The sequence below is a fragment of the Leptolinea tardivitalis genome (assembly GCF_001050275.1).
GTDB lineage: Bacteria > Chloroflexota > Anaerolineae > Anaerolineales > Anaerolineaceae > Leptolinea > Leptolinea tardivitalis.
Genome location: NZ_BBYA01000010.1, coordinates 550,238 through 569,198, shown reverse-complemented (window position 1 = coordinate 569,198; position 18,961 = coordinate 550,238). Strand labels below are relative to the sequence as shown.

At 48.5% G+C, this 18,961-nt stretch carries 20 protein-coding genes and 1 tRNA gene; 8 read left to right on the top strand and 13 right to left on the bottom strand.

Annotation, left to right across the window (positions count from 1 at the left end):
* Positions 1–7: 7 nt before the first annotated feature.
* Positions 8–1,792 carry a methionine--tRNA ligase gene (metG, locus tag LTAR_RS12085; protein ID WP_062422492.1) on the bottom strand — a complete coding sequence of 595 codons (1,785 nt, stop codon included), beginning with the start codon at positions 1,790–1,792 and terminating at the stop codon, positions 8–10.
* Positions 1,793–1,842: 50 nt separating this feature from the next.
* Positions 1,843–2,811, bottom strand: a complete 969-nt coding sequence (locus tag LTAR_RS12080; RefSeq protein WP_062422491.1) for an aldo/keto reductase — start codon at positions 2,809–2,811, stop codon at positions 1,843–1,845.
* Between the two features lie 119 nt (positions 2,812–2,930).
* Here LTAR_RS12080 and LTAR_RS12075 point away from each other — a divergent pair, with 119 nt between their 5' ends.
* The gene (locus tag LTAR_RS12075; RefSeq protein WP_062422490.1) at positions 2,931–4,370 is read left to right on the top strand and encodes a M20/M25/M40 family metallo-hydrolase; all 1,440 of its coding nucleotides are present in this window, start codon (positions 2,931–2,933) and stop codon (positions 4,368–4,370) included.
* Here the strand turns inward: LTAR_RS12075 and LTAR_RS12070 are convergent.
* Both LTAR_RS12070 and LTAR_RS12065 read right to left on the bottom strand, forming a co-directional pair.
* Positions 4,363–5,124 (bottom strand): hypothetical protein, encoded by a 762-nt coding sequence (locus LTAR_RS12070; protein ID WP_062422489.1) that lies wholly within the window; start codon positions 5,122–5,124, stop codon positions 4,363–4,365. The two genes, LTAR_RS12075 and LTAR_RS12070, sit on opposite strands and share 8 nt — an antisense overlap.
* Positions 5,125–5,181: 57 nt before the next feature.
* Complete coding sequence (locus tag LTAR_RS12065; protein WP_062422488.1) at positions 5,182–5,955, bottom strand: LamG domain-containing protein; 774 nt, start codon at positions 5,953–5,955, stop codon at positions 5,182–5,184.
* A gap of 145 nt (positions 5,956–6,100) precedes the next feature.
* Between LTAR_RS12065 and LTAR_RS12060 the strand changes: the two genes are divergently transcribed.
* Positions 6,101–7,021 carry a ribonuclease Z gene (locus tag LTAR_RS12060; protein WP_062422487.1) on the top strand — a complete coding sequence of 307 codons (921 nt, stop codon included), beginning with the start codon at positions 6,101–6,103 and terminating at the stop codon, positions 7,019–7,021.
* A gap of 14 nt (positions 7,022–7,035) precedes the next feature.
* On the top strand, positions 7,036–7,434 hold the full coding sequence (locus LTAR_RS12055; protein ID WP_062422486.1) for an OsmC family protein: 399 nt from the start codon (positions 7,036–7,038) through the stop codon (positions 7,432–7,434).
* 54 nt (positions 7,435–7,488) lie between these two features.
* Here LTAR_RS12055 and LTAR_RS12050 read toward each other — a convergent pair whose 3' ends face one another.
* Positions 7,489–7,965 carry a hypothetical protein gene (locus LTAR_RS12050; protein WP_062422485.1) on the bottom strand — a complete coding sequence of 159 codons (477 nt, stop codon included), beginning with the start codon at positions 7,963–7,965 and terminating at the stop codon, positions 7,489–7,491.
* Between the two features lie 293 nt (positions 7,966–8,258).
* Here LTAR_RS12050 and LTAR_RS12045 point away from each other — a divergent pair, with 293 nt between their 5' ends.
* Positions 8,259–8,705 (top strand): GNAT family N-acetyltransferase, encoded by a 447-nt coding sequence (locus LTAR_RS12045; RefSeq protein WP_062422484.1) that lies wholly within the window; start codon positions 8,259–8,261, stop codon positions 8,703–8,705.
* 6 nt (positions 8,706–8,711) lie between these two features.
* Here the strand turns inward: LTAR_RS12045 and LTAR_RS12040 are convergent, their stop codons facing one another.
* Genes LTAR_RS12040 through LTAR_RS12025 form a run of 4 tightly spaced genes read right to left on the bottom strand, consistent with a single transcriptional unit; the run spans position 8,712 to position 11,805 of the window.
* Positions 8,712–8,993 (bottom strand): MoaD/ThiS family protein, encoded by a 282-nt coding sequence (locus LTAR_RS12040; RefSeq protein WP_062422483.1) that lies wholly within the window; start codon positions 8,991–8,993, stop codon positions 8,712–8,714.
* 7 nt (positions 8,994–9,000) lie between these two features.
* Positions 9,001–9,798 carry an ABC transporter ATP-binding protein gene (locus LTAR_RS12035; protein WP_062422482.1) on the bottom strand — a complete coding sequence of 266 codons (798 nt, stop codon included), beginning with the start codon at positions 9,796–9,798 and terminating at the stop codon, positions 9,001–9,003.
* 2 nt (positions 9,799–9,800) lie between these two features.
* Positions 9,801–10,823 (bottom strand): FecCD family ABC transporter permease, encoded by a 1,023-nt coding sequence (locus tag LTAR_RS12030; RefSeq protein ID WP_062422481.1) that lies wholly within the window; start codon positions 10,821–10,823, stop codon positions 9,801–9,803.
* Position 10,824: 1 nt separating this feature from the next.
* Positions 10,825–11,805: an ABC transporter substrate-binding protein gene (locus LTAR_RS12025; protein WP_139044534.1), complete on the bottom strand. Its 981-nt coding sequence runs from the start codon at positions 11,803–11,805 to the stop codon at positions 10,825–10,827.
* A 466-nt stretch (positions 11,806–12,271) separates the two neighbouring features.
* On the opposite strand from LTAR_RS12025, the gene LTAR_RS12020 reads away from it, so the two are divergent.
* From LTAR_RS12020 to LTAR_RS12005, 4 genes are all read left to right on the top strand, one after another.
* Positions 12,272–12,514, top strand: a complete 243-nt coding sequence (locus LTAR_RS12020; RefSeq protein WP_062422479.1) for an SWIM zinc finger family protein — start codon at positions 12,272–12,274, stop codon at positions 12,512–12,514.
* Positions 12,515–12,850: 336 nt separating this feature from the next.
* A complete protein-coding gene (locus LTAR_RS12015) occupies positions 12,851–13,237 on the top strand; it encodes a PadR family transcriptional regulator (protein ID WP_062422478.1) in 387 nt (128 codons plus the stop codon).
* A 12-nt stretch (positions 13,238–13,249) separates the two neighbouring features.
* Positions 13,250–14,143 (top strand): sensor domain-containing protein, encoded by an 894-nt coding sequence (locus LTAR_RS12010; protein WP_062422477.1) that lies wholly within the window; start codon positions 13,250–13,252, stop codon positions 14,141–14,143.
* 29 nt (positions 14,144–14,172) lie between these two features.
* Entirely contained in the window at positions 14,173–14,895 is a 723-nt protein-coding gene (locus tag LTAR_RS12005; RefSeq protein WP_062422476.1) for a head GIN domain-containing protein, read from the top strand.
* Positions 14,896–15,242: 347 nt separating this feature from the next.
* Here the strand turns inward: LTAR_RS12005 and LTAR_RS12000 are convergent.
* The 4 genes from LTAR_RS12000 to LTAR_RS11985 all read right to left on the bottom strand — a co-directional run bounded on the left by LTAR_RS12000 (position 15,243) and on the right by LTAR_RS11985 (position 18,791).
* Positions 15,243–15,330, bottom strand: a tRNA-Ser gene (locus LTAR_RS12000).
* A 29-nt stretch (positions 15,331–15,359) separates the two neighbouring features.
* A complete protein-coding gene (locus tag LTAR_RS11995) occupies positions 15,360–16,757 on the bottom strand; it encodes an MBL fold metallo-hydrolase (protein ID WP_062422475.1) in 1,398 nt (465 codons plus the stop codon).
* Positions 16,754–17,896, bottom strand: coding sequence for a ribonuclease D (locus tag LTAR_RS11990; RefSeq protein ID WP_062422474.1), 1,143 nt, complete (start codon positions 17,894–17,896; stop codon positions 16,754–16,756). Before LTAR_RS11990 ends, LTAR_RS11995 begins: the two co-directional genes overlap by 4 nt.
* A gap of 94 nt (positions 17,897–17,990) precedes the next feature.
* Positions 17,991–18,791 carry a PHP domain-containing protein gene (locus LTAR_RS11985; protein WP_062422473.1) on the bottom strand — a complete coding sequence of 267 codons (801 nt, stop codon included), beginning with the start codon at positions 18,789–18,791 and terminating at the stop codon, positions 17,991–17,993.
* Positions 18,792–18,961: the final 170 nt, after the last annotated feature.

The window sequence follows — 18,961 nt, the reverse complement described above, 5'->3', positions numbered from 1 at the left end:
ATCGGGCTTAATGACCCAAACGCTTGCGTTCTTCTTCGATAATACTGGCATCCAACTTCTTGAATAACGGCTGCGGATTGACCAGTTCTTTCCCTGGTTCCAATTTGGATGGTTCCCATTTTCCTGATGCGCCGTCCGGGTCGTATCGCAGAGCGGCATGGGTTCCCAGATCATCTGAAATCGTATCAATATACTGTTTTCCAAATAATGGCCTGTCATTGCCAAAGAACCCGTTCAACCGTTCGCTGGTGAAGGGCAGGAAAGGCGCCAGCAGGATTTTCAACGAATCAATGGCTTTCAATGCGGTGTAGACAGAACGGGCAGCGGCAGCCTTGTCTGTCTTGATGGCGCTCCAGGGGGCTGTTTGATCAAGATACTTGTTGACCTCGGTAGCCAGCCGCATGCCTTCTGCAAGAGCAGCCCGCAGATGCACGGCATCCATTTCCGCTGCCACGGTTTCAAACCCCTTTTCCACCTGGGCGAGCAGGTCCTTATCCATATCCGTCAATTCTCCCGGATCGGGGACTTTGTTTTCCCAGTGTTTGCAGGTGAACGAAAGGACCCGGTTGGCCAGGTTTCCCCAGGTAGCCACCAATTCGTCGTTATTTCGGTGGAAGAAATCTTCCCAATCCCAGTCAGTATCCTTGGATTCCGGCATGTTGACCGTCAGATAATAGCGCAGAGGATCGGGATCATAACGGGTCAGGAAATCCCGTCCCCAGACTGCCCAGTTTCGGCTGCCGGAAATTTTCTGGTTTTCCAGATTCATGAACTCATTGGCCGGAACATCATATGGCAGGTTCAGGGGAGCCGGATTGGGTAATCCCATCAATTCATCAAATGCCTTGCCGCTTCCTGTCAACTGGGCCGGCCAGATGACGGCGTGGAAGGGAATGTTATCTTTGCCGATAAAGTAATACGCCTGAGATTGCGGTCCATGCCACCATTCCGTCCAGGCATCCGGTTTTCCAATAAGTTTGCTCCATTCGATGGACGCAGACAGGTACCCGATGACGGCTTCGAACCAGACATACAGGCATTTGCCGTCCCAGCCTTCCAGCGGAACGGGAATGCCCCAGTCAAGATCGCGGGTAATGGCCCGTCCGTGGAGATTATCCGCCAGGATCTGCCCGAGACTCTGGCGCAGCACATTCGGCCGCCAGTACGATTCGCGTTGTTTTAAGAACTCAACCACAGCTGGCTGCAATTTACCGAGATCCAGGTAGGTGTGTTCGGTTTCACGCAGTTCAGGAGTGGAACCGTCCACCTTGCTGCGCGGGTTAATCAACTGGGCAGGATCTAGCAGGTTGCCGCACTTATCGCATTGGTCGCTGCGGGCATTTTCAAAGCCGCAAATGTAGCAGGTACCTTCAACATAACGGTCAGGTAAAAAGCGTTTCTGGCTGGGAGCATACCATTGCAACTCGCGGTCGGTATACAGGTAGCCGTTCTTCTGAAGGGAAAGGAATATCTTTTGAGAGACATCAAAATGATTGGATGTATGTGTGCTGGTGAACAGGTCGTATGTCAGGCCAAGTTCCTTGAACAAATCGAGAAAGCTGTTATGGTAACGCTGGTAAACCTCAAGAGGCGTGGTCTTTTCCGCATCAGCCCGTACCGTAATGGGGGTACCATGAGAATCAGAACCGGAAACCATCAAGACTTTACGTCCGCGCAGGCGTTGGTAGCGGGCAAAAATATCTGCCGGCAGATAGGCGCCGGTGATGTTTCCCACGTGAATTTCAGCATTGGCGTACGGCCAGGCTACAGATACCAGTACATTTTCGATCATATTGTTCCTCGCGTGCTAAATATCAGGCGGATTGTAACACACAGCCGCGATCAATTATCAGCGGCTTGCCATACCGTTGCCTGATCCAGAATTTGAATTTCTTCCGGTTGAAGTCGTAATCCGACGGCGCCCAGGTTATCTGTCAACTGATCGATGGTTCGCGGTCCAATGATCGGGCAGGTAACCACCGGCTGGCTTAACAGCCATCCGAGAGCGACCTGTGAAACACTCTTGTCATGGTTTTTTGCCACGGTGTCCATAATATCAAGTAAATTCCAACTCCGATCATTGAAGTACTTTGACACATTCCGCTGGCTGCCGGTATCGGTTTCTCCCCGGCGGTATTTACCGGTAAGGAATCCTCCGGCTAATGGGCTGTATGGCATGACTCCCAGGTTATACCCTCTGCATATATCGGATAATCCTGATTCGAATTCTGCCCGCTTTAACAGGTGGTAGTGCGGCTGAAGGCTTTCATAGCGCGGCAGGTTGTAATGCTCCGCCACCCACAGAGATTCCATTAACCGCCAGGCGGGAATGTTGGAACAACCGATGTAACGCACCTTCCCCATGTGGATCAGATCGCCCAGGGTGGAGAGTGTTTCTTCGATAGGTGTGTTTTCATCAAACCAGTGTGACTGGTAGAGATCAATATAATCGGTTTGAAGCCGGCGCAGTGAATCGTCAACCGCTTTCATGATATGAACACGCGACAAACCTTCGTCATTCACACCGGGGCCCATGGAACCGCGTACTTTGGTGGCAATCACCAGATCGCTGCGGGGAATGCCCGTTTTCTTGAGCCAATCACCGATGATCTGTTCGGAGACTCCACCCGGATTCCCTTTTGCCCAGCGTGAATAGATATCGGCTGTGTCAATAAAATTAATCCCAGCATCCACAGCAGCTGTAAGGATTTGAAAAGCCGTGTCTTCATCAGCCGTCCAGCCGAATTGCATACTTCCCAGGCACAACTCAGAGACTCTTAATCCGGTTCTTCCCAGGCTCCTGTATTCCATGGTGCCTCCATAATCATCAATTTGTATTCAACCTTTATTATATAAACCCCGTACAAACCTGCTCTGTTCTATGATTTTCCCCAACGGGTTGATTTTGATACAATCTATCTTGGTGTCCAATGGTTATTCAACTTCTGATTGCCTTCACCATCCTTCTATTATTCATGGCCGCCGTCATGTTGATTGCGGCTGTCCGTTTTGCCCGTCCGCTGCCCGATTACCCCGTAGTGGAACTGGAAGAGGTGGATGGAGATGTGTTGGCCGAACATCTTTCAGAGGTGATCCGCTGCCGAACCATTGCTGCCGACGAACTGACCACTACCATGCGGGACGATTACTTCAACCTTCACCGTGTGTTGTTGAAACAGTTTCCCAGGGTTCACACCACACTGGAGGTCCGCTCAAGTCAGGATCTTTCACTGTTGTATATCTGGCCGGGACGTAATCCCAAGTTGCCCGGTGTTTTATTAAGCGGGCATTATGATGTGCCGCCGGTTGACCCGAAAACTGTGGATAAATGGAAGGTTCCGCCGTTTTCAGGCCAGGTGAAGGATGGATTTATCTGGGGTCGGGGAACACTACAGGGTAAGGGCCAGATGGTGGCCATCCTTCAGGCGGTGGAGACAATGCTGCGGAATGGGTATAAACCGGAAAGGACAGTTTACCTGTCATTCGGGCATGACTGCCTTACCGGCGGCAAGATGGGAGCCTGCCGTACGGCAGCATACCTGAAAAAAGCGGGGGTCCGGCTTGAAGTGGTGTTGGATGAAGGCGATTGGATCGCCGGAGATTATTTCCCTGGAATGACCGGTTCGGCGGCTGTCATTGGTGTATCAGAACGCGGACACATCCGATTTGATTTCACAACTCAAAACACCAAACGTACCGATAACAAACTGGATATCCTTTCACATGCCCTTTCCCGTCTGGCAGATCATCCTTTGCCAGCTTCCTTAAAAGAAATCCGCGAGTCATACAGGGGACTGGTCGGGGCAATCAGTTATACTCAGCAGGTCATTTTTGCCAATACCTGGCTGCTTTCCTGGCTGGCGCATTCTTTGATATTAAAACACCCCGAAGCTCAGATGCGTTCCACCACACAGTTTATCCCTGTGCTGTTCAATGGATCGCTTGAACAGGCACATGCTGAGGTAGATGTATTCCTCATGCCGGGTGAATCCATTGCAGCCGTAAGCGACCATATCCGCAAGGCTGTTCAGGATGAACGGGTGCTTTTTCAGGCGGAATCTGACCGTGCCTGGGAGGCGCCCAAACCATCCTCTCCAGATTCAGCGGCGTATCAGACCATCGAACGGGCTGTGTTAGAAGTGTACGATGGCATTCCTGTTGCCCCGGTAGTGCAGCCCTGGCCGGGCGATGCCCGTTTTTACACGTCTATCTGTCGAAATGTTTTCCGCTTTACCCCGCTGCTGGTTCCACCAGAAGACGACCTGGAACTTGATGGGATTAATGAACGCATCCGGGTGAAATCCCTGGTCAAGATGACACAGTTTTACATCCGGTTGCTGCAGATATGGGGTGTATCAACGATCAGTTGAATTCCCAGAGTTCCACATTTTGGAATGTGCAACGGGTCCCAAAACTATTGTTGGAACCGGAAGCCACGGCAAAAGCCAACCCGCCGCCATTCAAATGGTCATCCTTGAACCGCAGGATTTGTTTGCCATCTACAAAAAAGGTGATCCACTGGTAATCTACCACCAGCATAATTTTCGCAGAATCAGCCGGATAGTCAAATTTGCCGGCGTAATTGGCTTTCAGGTCAGAAATGACTCTTTTCTCCATACGGTAATTTCGTACATACCCGTCCATCGATAAGAAGGATAGGTGGAGGTTGTCGGGGCCGTTTTCATGAAACACAAAGCCACATCCGGCTTTGGATGGATTGGCATTGGGTATTGCAGTTTCCCAGTTAACATCCGCCCGGATAGCAAAGTTAGTCGGTTTACGATTTAAAGGCCACCAGTGGTAATATGCCAGTTTGGCCCATTCACCCGTAAAATCCTGTACGGAGTAATACTTTCCTGCGGCGCTGCTGACCAGTCTATCGTACGCCAGTTTTTCCATATCCTTCTGCATGCTTTCAATTTTTGGGGAAATCGTTGGCGTTGGTAATGGTGTCGCTGTTTTCATAACGAAAGTATTAAATTCTTCCGTTTCCGAAATCAGAGTACTTTGAGGAGTATCGGTGGTTTGGACGGATACAGTGGGTGACGCAGAAGTACAGGCAGTCAAAATGCTTACTGCCATTAAAAAAACGAGAAGAAATCTATAAATAAAAGTGGTTTGCATAAAAAAATCCCGACTGTTCTGTCGGGATGATTATAACCAATCCGTGGACGTTTTCGACTATTCCGGTAATTCCCAGAGTTCCACGTTTTTCATAATACAGCGGGTTCCGAAATCTTTGTTCGTTCCCGATGCGAGTGTAAGGGCCAGTTTTCCTCCCTGGAGCTTTGTATCTTGAAAGTGAACGACCTTCTTTTCATTCACATAAACAGTAATCCACTGGTTGTCAACAACCAGAGTCATATGAGCTTTATCTTTGGGTGTGTTGAACCGGCCGGCATTCCCACCTTTTAGTGTGGTCCAATTGTTGTTTACCGCCCGGTATGTTTGAACTTTGCCATCCATCATCAGGAAAGTGGCATGATGGTCGCCGGCGTCTTCGGTGTGGTAAACAAAACCGCATCCCGAATCACCAAAATTGGCTGTTTTACTGGCCGATTCCCATTCCATATCTGCCTGAATTATGAAATTCGACGGACTGTAATCGGTATACCACCATTGGTAATAATACAATTGCGCCCATTCTTCATCGAAATCGTCGAGATGATGATATTCTCCTTCTGTACTCGTAATGATTTTGTCTTCGTAGAGCTTTTTTACCAGTTTTTCCATCCCCGCCGATTCGCTTGTGGGCGTAAGCGTTGGAATCGCTGTCTGGGTGGGTACCTGGGTCTCTGTAGGCTTGAGAGTCTCCGTAGCGGCCGCGGTTGGTGCAACTGTTGTCATTATTGCTTCAGGCGTGCTGGTGGGTGTGGGTGCCGGATTGGCGGAGCAGGCACAGGCCATGAAGACCCAGACCATTAATATGGCAATTGCGGTTCTATGGTGTTTCACATTCCCTCCTAGGTGTGATGAAGTTTTTTTTATTATGCATCATTTTTTTAAGTATTGGAAGGAAAGAAGTGCTAAAACCATTGGGAATAATTAGACGCAGTTTTTCTAGGGTAAAATTGAATGTCACAGTTGAAAGGGTCATTTATTGTTTGAGATAATCTTCCTGGGCACATCGGCATCAGCACCGTCAGCCCGTAGAAACTTGCCTTCCCTGGTTGTAAAGCATGATGACCAGCGTTATCTGGTGGATTGTGGTGAAGGGACCCAGCGTCAGATACTTCAGAGTGGAATTGGTTTCAAACGGCTGAACCGGATACTGATCACTCACAGTCACCTTGACCATATTCTCGGTCTGGCTGGTCTGCTTTCCACCTATATGCGTTGGGAAACCATTGACCAGCTGGAAATTTACGGGGGCAAGAATGCCCTCGACCGCATTCACGATTTGCTCTATAGTGTCGTTCTGCGTGGAGCTTCCGCGCCCATGCCCATAAAATTCATCCCGGTGACCAGCGGTGTAATTATTGAAGAAAATGATCTGACCGTATCGGCTTTCAACGTTCAACACCGTGGTCCCGACTGCCTGGGTTTTGTGTTTGAAGAAAAAGGCCACAAGCCGTTTCTACCTGAAAAGGCAGAGGCGCTGGGAATTCCTCCTGGTCCGTGGCGGCGGGATCTGGTGGCCGGTAATCCTGTCACCTTGCCGGATGGAAGAACGATTGACCCTGCCAGTGTACTGGGTGACTATAAACCGGGTACTCGTCTGGTGGTGGTGGGGGATGTCGGCGAAGTAGACAGTCTGGTAGACATCTGCCGGGGCGCCGATGCTCTGGTGATTGAAGCCACCTATCTGGAAGAAGAAGCAGACATGGCCCGTGAGTTTTCTCATATGACCGCCAAACGATCGGCTGAATTGGCCTTGAAAGCCGGGGTACGCTCTGTTTATCTAACACATATTTCCCGGCGCTACCGGGAAAAGGATGTCATTGCAGAGGCACAATCTGTCTTTACAGAAGCCGTTGTTGCCCGTGATTTTGATACCTTTCAGGTAAAACATTTAGAGTAGATTGGAGAAACATTATGGAAATGGTGATTGATTTTTCCGGCGGCACAAAGGTAGACGCGCATTTCAGCGGGTTTACCATTCCAACCGACCAACCGGTTGCCGGCGGTGGTGAGAATTCAGCTCCATCCCCGTTTCTGGTTTTTCTGGCGTCACTCGGAACCTGTGCCGGGTATTATGTCATGAGTTTTTGCAAACAGCATAACCTGCCGGTTGAAGGTATCCGCCTGGTGCAAACCATGGAATCTGATCGAGCAACCGGTCATCTCGAAAAAGTCTCCATCGAAATCCAGGTTCCGCCGTCTTTTCCTGAAAAATACCACGACGCTCTTATTCGTTCAGCGGATCAATGCAAAGTGAAAAAGACCATTGAAAACCCGCCGGTGTTTGATGTTCACACGAAAGTAGTTGGATAAAACAATAAAAAAGAGAAGCCTCGGCTTCTCTTTTTTGTAATTTGGCTGAATGATTTATTTAATCGCCATGCCGGATTTTAATTGGGTGAGCACCTTGTTTTCGGCTTCTGTGAGCGTTTGTCCGCCGGGGCCTTTGTATCCACCTTCTTTATTGGCGCAGGCGGCTTTTTCAGCCGCAAAAGCCACAAGATAGCGGTATTGTTTGGCTTCCGCAGAGCTGGCGATGGCATCCACCACTCTCGACTGCCACTGGACATTTTGCACCAGGCGGCCGGGTTCCTCCACGAAGGTTACTTCGCCACGGTCATACTGCAATTTTCCATCGGCCAGAGCCTTGAATCCATCTGCCAGATCACGGATTGTAGAACAGGGAAATAATTCACGGGCCTCTTCGAGAGATCCGATGGTGGCAATGACGTCTTTTTCATTGATGGCAGATTTCGCTGGATCGGAGGCGCGCATCATCAGGTAACCGGCGCCAAGTACAGGCAAAAGCAAGTTCTTTAATTCATCCGAGGGATACTGTCCCATGATATTTCCTTTCAATACGCTAATCGAATGATAAGTAACATTTTTTACTACAGTAAATTATTTTACTGCGACTTGCTTCAGGGCGCTTCCATATTACTGATGATTCTTCCGATCTTTTTTCTGATTGTATTCTCGTAATTTCTGCCATAGCGATATGTTATCAAACGAAAATCAGCCATTTTTCTGCTCTGAGGTAATTGCATACTGGTAACACGGGTTGCTATCTTGAGAATTTCTGCATTATGATTGGTGATGTATGGTGCCTGGAATGAACAAAGTAGAAGGAGTCAGGTATGCCCGTCCGATTTTGTGAAGATAAAGACCTTCCAGCTGTTGTTGAGCTCATTAATCAGCTTTCAGAAGCTTCCGGCATTCAGAAGGAATTTCAACTAAGCCATTTTTGGAAATTATTTAATACCATGATTGACCATCCAGATATGTATGCCAATTTTGTTTACGATTCTGATGGCAAAGTAACTGGATTTATTTCAATTGTTTTTTACAAAACGTTTTTCCACCGGGTCGGAACCGCCCAGGTGAATGAGCTTGTGGTAGACAAAAACTATCGCGGGCAGGGAATCGGGCATGCATTGATGAAAGCAGCCGAAGAAGAAGCCCGCCGCAGAAATATGGATGAACTTGAGGTGGGAACAGAAAATGAAAACCACCTTGCTCAAAAATTCTACCGGAAATATGGCTTTAACGAGGAGTACGTTCTTTTCGGGATGGAATTTGAATAACCTGAATTAACCGCCGGCCAGAGGAGAGAAGAAATCCAGCGTATCCTCTGCCGTAAGAAGGGTCTGCAATCCCTCCGGGTAGGTGTAAATATCCTTACCATTAAGCACCACAAAGACGTGTTCAGACAATCCGTTATCCTCTGTAATCCAGTATTTTCGTAATGCCGGATACAGGGCAACGATTTGCAGAATTGCTTTTCCGGCTGGTGTTCCTTCAGGAATATCCAGTCGAAATTTCTTAACCCCGGTTTCCACGCTGAAAACGGCATGGAGATTTATATTGACCATCCTGTTATTATAAATTTGCCGGAACGATGAACGGACTCTTATCCTGTCCATCCAGCGGGATAGACCGCAGGGGAACATTAAAGGCCGGACTAAGAGTATCGGGTGTCATTACATCCATCGGGGTTCCCACAGATTGGATACTGCCTTTGACCATTACAGCCACCTGGTCGGCATACCGGCCTACCAGATTCAAATCATGCAGGGTAAGGATCACGGTCAAATGAGCGTCAGAATTGGCCAAACCGCCGTGGTTGACAAGGTCACGGATCAGATTAAGCAGGTTTAACTGGTATTGCAGGTCAAGATGGGTGGTTGGTTCGTCCAGCAGTAATATTGGAGCGGTTTGAGCAAGGGCGCGCGCCAGCAAGACCCGCTGTTGTTCGCCGCCTGATAGCTCGCCGATCAAACGGTCCGCCATATCCAGTGTGCCGGTGCGCCGCATGGCTTCAACAGCCAGGCGACGGTCACGTTCTTCAAAATGTCCCAACCAGTTCAAATGGGGAGTGCGACCCATCAATACAGTTTCTTTGCAGGTATAAGCTCCCGGCAACCGACGGGCCTGTTGAACTACAGCGATTTGCCTGGCCCGTTCCAATATCGATAATTTAGACAGATCTTTTCCACGAAATGTGATCTTCCCATCTGATAGTGGTATCGTTCCGCTGATCGCCCGCAACAGGGTGGTTTTACCGGCGCCATTTGGACCGATAACCCCCAGTATTGATTCTTCGGGAACAGACAGGTTGACCTGTTTTATGATTGATTTGCCCCCCAGGCGGATGGATACATCTTCCATGGTCAGCATAATTACCACACATTCTGGCGCCGGGATCGGCGCAAAACGAATAAAAAGAAGGGAGCTCCGGTAAGGGCGGTGATGATTCCCACCGGAACTTCCTGCGGGGCGGCTATCCGCCGGGCAATGATATCTGCTGCGAGTAGAAATGCGGCGCCCCCCAGGATGGAAAGTGGAATGAGTTTTCTATAATCGGATCCCCACAGCATACGGATGAGATGCGGTACGATCAGTCCGACAAATCCGATGATACCGCTGAACGAAACGGCTGCTGCTGCTGTAAGTGTGGCGGCAAAAATCACCAGCAGACGGATGCGTTTGACATCCATCCCCAGCTGTTGGGCCTGCTCTTCTCCAAACTGCAGCACATTCAGGGCGTATCCACAGGTTAATAAAATACCCAACCCGATCACGGTATACGGCAGCATGGCTGTCACCGGGTCCCAGCCGCTCATAGAGGCGCCGCCCATCAGCCAGGCCAGTGCCCGGTGGAGTTCACGGTTGGAATACAGCATTAGATATGACGTAAGGGCGGTGGCAAAACTGCTGACGGCCACACCCGCCAGGATCAGATTGGTGGACGGCAGACTGTTGCCTGATTTAGCCAGAAAGTACGCCGTCCATACAGTGATCAATGCTCCGGCGAAAGACGCCAGAGGAATGAACAACATGCTGCTAATTTGTTGCGGCCATGAAATGGTCATGGCCATCACAGCTCCCAGACCGGCACCGGATGCGACGCCAATCAGGTACGGGTCTGCCAGTGGATTACGGAAGAGTCCCTGATAGGCAGCCCCGCTTCCGGCTAGGGCAGCACCTGTTAAGGCGATAAGAACGGTTCTTGGAAACCGCAGGGAAAAGAGAATGGTCACCAGCGGCTGTAATGTCAGGGGTACTGTCTGACCGCTCAATACCGAACCGATGATCGTGAAAAAGGATGTCAGGTCAATGGAAACACTACCTATCACGGCTGAAAGCATCAGGCAAACGGCTAAAACAAGACTGGCGATCAGGAAAGGCGAAGTTTTGCGCATTCTATTTAAAAAGCTCGGGATGAATGGCTTGAGCCAATGCTTCCAACCCATCCACCAGGCGTGGACCAGGCCGGCTGGCCAGGTCGTCGTTAAAAGAAATAATATTATCGTTCTTGACAGCTTTAATGGCTTCCCATCCGGCACGTTTCTTCACCATTTCAGCAGACGTTCCATATTTGGCATCTCCCAGAAGAATCAGATCAGGATCCTGAACAATCAATTCTTCCTGGCTGATCTGTGCCCATTGAATCGGTAGACCAGCGCCGGCGTTCTGGCCGCCCGCACGGATGATCATCTTATCCATAAATGAACCCGGACCGGTCGTCCAGGGTTTGGCGGGATCGGTTCCGTCCACTTCATAAAACACTTTCGGTTTGGATGCCGCTTTGGCTATTTTATTATCAACGGCCGTCACCCGGTTTTTCAAGGATTCCACCAAAACGGCGGCTTCCTTTTCATGACCCGTCAATTGGCCAACGGTTTCCAGGTTGGTATACAGGTCGGTAATCTCTTTAGGATTGGTCAAGTAAAAAATGGTAAAACCGAGTTTTTCAAATTCTGCCACCTGTTCGGCTGAATTAATCTCTGCAGCCAGGATCAGGTCGGGTTGCAATTTGGTGATCATCTCCATGCTGCTGCCAAAGGAGGGACCGCCGATATCCTGAATAGTCTTGGCTTCCTCTGGGTAATCGCTGTAACTGTCTCGTCCTACGATCAAACTTCCAGCTCCAATGGCAAACAAAATCTCAGTATTTGAGGGTGCCAGGGAAATAATGCGGTTCGGGGTGTGTGGCAGTGTCACTGTACGACCCAGTCCGTCTTTCATGGAAATGGAACTGGCTGTTGGCAAGATGGTTGGTGCTGGGGTCAGGGTCGGTTGTGCAGGTGCTGCAGGAGGGGTGGTAACCGCAGGCGAGCAGGCAGATAACAGACTGGTGGCTAGTAAGAAGAGGGTGAATAATCGCCGGTGGAAAAATTTCATTTTGTTCGCTCCGTAAAAATAAAAAAAGACCTGCCGCAATGGCAGGTTAGAGAAATCAAACGGGCTTGTCAGCCAGTTCACGTATCCTATCTGCGAGGTTGCGGTGAACAATTCATGGACGGCGACCTGGCTTGTCAGAATCACTGACCTACAGTTGCGCAACAGCACCGGACTGGCTCGTAAGCGTCACCGGTTTCGCTTTTTCAGCCTGCCCATCCGGGGGTCAGGCTTCCATGAAGTACACACCGATTCTAGTGTGACTTGATTGAATAGTCAATCATCCAGAACATTATCCAGAAATATTAAGAAATTCTTCATTGACTCTACAAATCCGATTGCCTATACTACAAATAGGAAAATTCATATCATTATGCGAGAAGTTTTTTTCATCCCGATGTAGTGAACCAAAGGCACGCCTGATTTCGCGTGCCTTTTTCTTATCCTGTTTGTCGAAAGGATTTGCCCCATGGACTATGGAATGATCGGAAAAATTGAAAAAGCCAAACGATATGCGCAGGAACGAACTCGCATACATTTTGATGCTCTTACTGTTACACTTGAAGGTGAAAACAATCCGCATACCGTGATGTATGATCACGGTACCTGGACATGCGATTGTGATTTCTTCCACTCTCGCGGCCGCTGCAGCCACACGATGGCCATTGAAATGGTCCTCGAAGGCATGCTTCCGGTTACCGAAAAAGTATAAATTCTTCTAATAAACCGAATTATTAATTCTTCCATGAGAGGTGAGTCTATTCACCTCTGGTTTTCCATGGAAGAATTTCTTCTTAATATTTGAATCTGTTCAGAAAAATGTTGATTAACCTGTCAGGCAGGGGGATTTTGTTTTGAAATACAAACGCTTCACAGGTGAAAAGGAATTGGATTCCCGATAGCAAAATCTGGTTCTGAAACTATTTCATCCTTGACATAGTATGAAATAGATGCTATTATCAAGTTACTACTACCAAGTAATCAATAGTACGGTTTTCAAATACTGGAGATTTTCTGCTGTAACTTGATTTTATGAAAGGAAAAGAAATTGTCAGAATTGGATTCATTGGATAAAAAGTTCCAAAAAGAATTGCACGCCGGCATTACCTCGTTGATTCTGCTTGCCGTATTGGACAAAACGCAAGAACCAATGTATGGGTATCAGATTGCCAAAGTTCTGGGTGACGAACAAAGCGATACAACGGTCAAACAGGGTGTCTTGTATCCGGCATTGAGATCGCTTGAAAGCAGCGGATTGCTTTCAAGCCTGGTTGAGCCATCTGTCTCCGGGCCGCCAAGACGCTATTACCAGATCACAGATATGGGACGGGAGGCATTGAACCGGTGGAGACAAATATGGGGAAAAACCCGTATATATGTTGAGAATATATTGCAGGAAAACAGGGACGTTTCTCCTGGAGACTCCAGGAAGTAGAAGGGTATTGGAATGATAACAAGTGTGGATGAATATCTCTATCAATTAAAGAAAAATCTGGAAGGCTGTGATTCTGCCACTGTGCAGGATGCGCTGTCAGATGCCGAAGAATATCTGCGTAACAGCCTTGAAACAATCCGGCAGAGTGGAGGCGGAAGTAATGAAACTGATGCTCTGGCCGGTATCATTGAAGAATTCGGATCGCCAGAGGAATTTGCGGCAGATTACCGAAAAATCGAAGCGCGTGTGCATCCTGCGTATGTACCGAAGGTGTCTTCATCAGGGAAGAATTCATTCTTCAATCGGTTTTTCGGCGTATTTGCCGACCCATCAGCCTGGAGCTCACTGGTGTACATGCTGGTTTCGTTGATTACCGGTATCCTGTATTTCACCTGGGCTATGACCGGCCTGTCTCTTTCTGCCGGATTGCTGGTATTGATCATCAGTCTGCCATTTATTGGTCTGTTTTTACTCTCCATACAGGGCATCGGTCTGGTGGAAGGTCGGATTGTGGAAGCGCTTCTGGGTGTGCGAATGCCGCGCCGGCCAGTTTTTGTTGATGCCAATCTTGGCTGGTGGGCACGTTTTAAAATGCTGGTTTCAAGCCGGCACACCTGGTTGACAATCCTCTATATGATCCTGATGCTTCCGCTGGGGTTGATTTATTTCAGTCTGTTTATTATCTTGATTGCCCTCTCTCTGGGGTTAATTGCAGCTCCGCTGGCTCAACTTTTTATTCCCTTTCCAATCATGACCATTGGGTATTCACAGTACTATGTCGATCCTGTATTGGGACTGGTTTCCAGCCTTATTGGAATTCTGATAGCGATTGGAACGTTGAATCTGGCCAGAATAATTGGCCGTTGGCACGGGGGATTGGCCAAAACCATGTTGGTTATTGAATAAAGAAATTTTACTTAAGCAGGAGATAGTTTGTGAATAAAAAATTGATTTCGGTATTTTGTCTTATTTTGATGGCATTCGGTCTTTCCGCCTGCGGGACAACGATCGTCAGGGGTTCTGGAAATATAATTACAGAAAATCGAGATGTCAGCCACTTTAATTCAATGGCTTTTTCCGTTCCGGGCGATTTGATTATCACCCAGGGAAACGAAGAATCATTGAAAATAGAAGCGGAAGATAACCTGGTTCCCTATATCATCACGGAAGTACGCGGCAATACGCTTCATATCTATGCGGATCCCAGAAAACTGGCGTTCCTCAATCCCAGGAAACCGATGCGTTTTGAAGTGACTCTCAAAGAATTGAAAAGCTTAGACCTTTCAGGATCGGGATCCATTTCATCAAAGGAAATCAAAACGGATACGCTAGACGCCAACATCAGCGGCTCAGGTCGCATGGATTTTGAGAACCTGACTGCAAATACATTAAATATCGATTTGTCTGGATCGGGCGTTGTTGCACTCAAAGGAAACGTTGAAACAGAAAGCCTCGATGTGAGTGGCTCTGGAGATTGTGATCTGAGTGGATTGACCAGTAAGTCGGCTTCCATCAATATCAGCGGATCAGGAAAAACGAGTGTCAATGCCACCGATAATTTGGATCTAAATATATCCGGCAGCGGCAACCTGACGTATACCGGCAATCCACACATCACTCAGTCCATTTCTGGTTCAGGAAAGATCATTTCGAAATAATTACTTCAGCCAGGGTACATTCCAGTAGTCATTAATATAAAAATCCCAGGAGTTTTTAAAACCCCTGGGGTTTGTTATTTAATCAGAGGATGAAGTCTGCCCGCGCTCTGAAAGAGTGGGATTCAAACCCGAAAAGAGTATTTAACAAAAGGCGGAGAGGGCTGCCCGCGCTCTGAAAGAGTGGGATTCGAACCCGAAAAGAGTATTTAACAAAAGGCGAAGAGGGCTGCCCGCGCTCTGAAAGAGTGGGATTCGAACCCAAAAAGAGTATTAAACAAAAGGCGGAGAGGGCTGCCCGCGCTCTGAAAGAGTGGGATTCAAACCAGAAAAGAGTATTAAACAAAAGGCGGAGAGGGTGGGATTCGAACCCACGGTGACCACAAGGGCCACAACGGTTTTCGAGACCGCCCCGATCGGCCACTCCGGCACCTCTCCGCAAGAATGCCAATTATAGCAGGAAAAAACTACGGCAAATCAATGAATGAACCTTCCATCGGGTATTCCACCGGGGCAAAATTATTTTCTGTAAATTTCTGCACCAGTGCACTTTCAGCATCCTGCTCGCCGTGCACCAGAATAATCTTTTTGACATTTGATCCGGCAGCCCGGGCATACCGCACCAGCATATCCTGGCCGGCATGGGCAGACAGGCCGCCAATGGTGGCTATTTCTGCCCGGCGTTGATACTCTTCCCCGAAAATCTTCACCTCACGTTCACGGTCAGCCAGACGCCTTCCCAGGGTGTAGGGTGCCTGCCAGCCGACAATCGTCACGGTGTTTTTGGCGTCTTCGATATTATTGGCCAGATGATGCAGAATGCGGCCATTTTCTGCCATGCCAGATGCACTGATAATGATCATCGGGTCGCGGCGTTCATTCAGTTTCTTGGATTCATCCACCGACTGGATATAAGTCAGCATTGGAAAATCCAGCGCCGGGTGGTTGCCCTGATGGATGAACTTCTGGGTTTCATCGTCAAAGTATTCTGTATGTTCACGGAATATCTTGGAGGCATTCACAGCCAGCGGGCTGTCAACAAACACCGGTACGGGCTTTAACTCGCCGTCACTGAACATGCGGTTAAGGCTGTAAACAATTTCCTGGGTGCGGCCAACAGCAAAAGCCGGAATAATTACTTTCCCGCCGCGTTTGATGGTTCGAGCCACAACATCGCGAAATTCACGGTAGGCTTCTTCCGGGTCAGAATGGGGTTTATCGCCGTATGTGCATTCCATCATCAGGTAATCCGGATTGTCTGGCATAACCGGATCGTTAAGAAGGGGCAGATTATCACGGCCGATATCGCCTGAGAACCAGAAGCGGTATTTTTTCCCGTTTTCTTGAACATCCAGAACCACAGCCGCTGAGCCAAGAATGTGACCGGCATCCACCAGATGGGCGGTTACACCATCAATGGGAGAAAAGGATTGATTGTATTCTTTCACCTCAAAATGGCTGGCAACGTGTTTAGCTTCTTCCTGTGTGTAAATGGGTTCGATGGGCGGTTCACCTTTACGCGCCCGTTTGGTATTCACATATTCGGCGTCAGCTTCCTGAATGTGCCCTGAATCCTGCAGCATGATATCCGCCAGCAGGCCAGTGGCCGGAGTGGCATAGATTTTTCCTTCATAGCCTTTCTTGATCAGGTTAGGAAGGTTACCGCTGTGATCAATATGGGCATGGGAGAGGATCACCGCATCCACTGTGGTGGGATTGAAAGGAAACTTGAGATTCTTTTCATAGGTTTCTCCACGTTTCCCCTGGAAGAAACCGCATTCCAGTAATAAATGCCTGCCATTTACCTCAATCAGATATTTTGAACCGGTTACGGTTTGAGCTGCACCAAAAAAGTGGATTCTCATTCGAGCTCCTTGGGCTTCAATGTTTCTAAGATGTCTTTTCCATAGCGTTGCAGCCGCCACGGAAAATTGGCCATCAGGGCAGCCAGTTCACTGTATGTTCGGGGATTAACACCGGCGATCTGTTCCACGATTTCTCGCGGCAGCACCACATCTGATTCTACATGCAGGTCTGCCGCCGTCTTTTTTCGCCAGCTTTTTAATGAATCGAGACGCTGGATCAACTCGTCATCCTTCCGGCCGTTAGACGGCCTCCGGGGCGGGTCGCTGTGCAGACCATGGGATACGCTTTCTAATAAGCCTTTTCCATACCGGTCGATCAACCGCGGTGAAAGTCCCTTGATGTCGGTCAGTTCTTCCATTTTTGAAGGGCAAACCTGGGCAACAGCCACAAGTGTGTCGTTAGACATGATCTTGAAAGGGGGTAGATTGGCACGCCGGGCCTGTTCTTCACGGTAATCGCATAACCGGTACAGCACAGATACCTGTTTGTTGCTCATATCCTTCCGGTTTGCCAGTTTCCAGCAGTTCTCTTTTTCTGTGTTTATCTGTGGGATGGGGGTACGTTCCAGGCGGTGAAAATCTTCATCCGCCAGTTCAAGACGGTCAGCATCCTCCAATTCCTGTCTTAAACGGTTCCGGAGAGGGATCAAGAAATGCGAATCCATTCGGGCATATGCCAATTGGGCTGGCGGGATGGGGCGGATGCCCCAGTTGGCTCGCTGCCATTTTTTATCCAGCGTAATTCCAAATTCCAACTCCAACATGGCAGAAAGTCCAATTACCTCTCGACCCAGAATGCGTCCGGCAATCATTGTGTCGAAAAGGTTGTGGAATTCAAATCCATAATCCCGTTTAAGACAGATCAAATCATACTCACCGGCATGGAAAACCTTTTCAATTTTTTCACTGGCAAACAATGGACCCAGAGGAGACATGTCATGTAGAACGAGTGGATCAATGATGTAATCTTCTTCGAGGGTCGAAATTTGAATAAGGCATACCTGCTCGCGATAAGCAAACAGGCTGTTGGATTCGGTATCAACAGCAAAAACAGGTACACCGCTCAATCTGGCGGCCAGAAAACTCAGCTTTTCTGCTGTATCCACATATATTGGATCTGGTAAATCATTGGTTAACATGCCGATGATTATAGCCTCAATCAGTTAAAACGCCTTCTCCCTGACTGCGATCAGGGAGAAGGAAAGCGAGGAAATAAGAAGAAGGTGGTAGGTATCAGTATTCAAAAATCATTTGATGCAGGAGTCTTCCAACGTGATTGTTGGGACGCGGTGACAGAGTATTTATCCTCGCATATTTTAGCGGTTTGGCTGGATTCTCATTCCAAACAGCCCATCCCAGCATTCTCAGGAGGTATCGGGGTATATAAGACGTCAGTACCTGCATTCCTCCCAGGTTTTTATTCATCACCACTCGCGTTTGCCGTTGCTTTAACGCCAGACGCAAATCCATCACAGAACCGCCAGGGTAATATGTGGCTCCCTGACCGATCATTGAAAGGATATGGGCATCGCTGTTGCCCAGACAGGCAAGCGGGAGATTGTTTGATTCAACCGCGGCTGGAATATTGCTGCGGGTATATACCAGTCCGCCATTGAATGCTTCAACCCCTACCAGAATCTGGCTGGCAAAGGGATGATTACAGGCTTCTTGAATATCCTTATATGTTAGACTGCTGGTTCCACGGGCTTCCGGATGGGCGGCAACAGCCAATCCCCCCTGTTCACCGATGAGAAGAAGCGTATCAATCAATGAAAGCCCGGTTGGAATGCGATTTTTAATGAACAATGCCAGTACATGCCCCTGCGCAGAGGTGACTTCGCACCCCGGGATAACATTCAAACCATAAAGTGGAGCCAGTTCTTCCGCCTGCTTTACGCCTTCCATACTGTCATGGTCGGTGATGGCAATCATGTCGAGATCGGTGTTATCAGAAACATGTTTCAAAATGGCCGGTATGGTTGATGTACCGTCGTAACTATGAATGCTGTGAATGTGAAGGTCAGCGAGTCCCATTTGATTTCACCTTTGGATAAAAATCTTCCATTAGAGGGTACATCGCGAATGTTTACTGCTTAATAAGGCTGTGTAAAGATTGTGTTATCCGGGTGCATCAAAATGTTAACAGGAACTGCTGCAGTAATGTAAGAAAGAATGTAAGCTGTCATGAAATAGAGGTGACATAC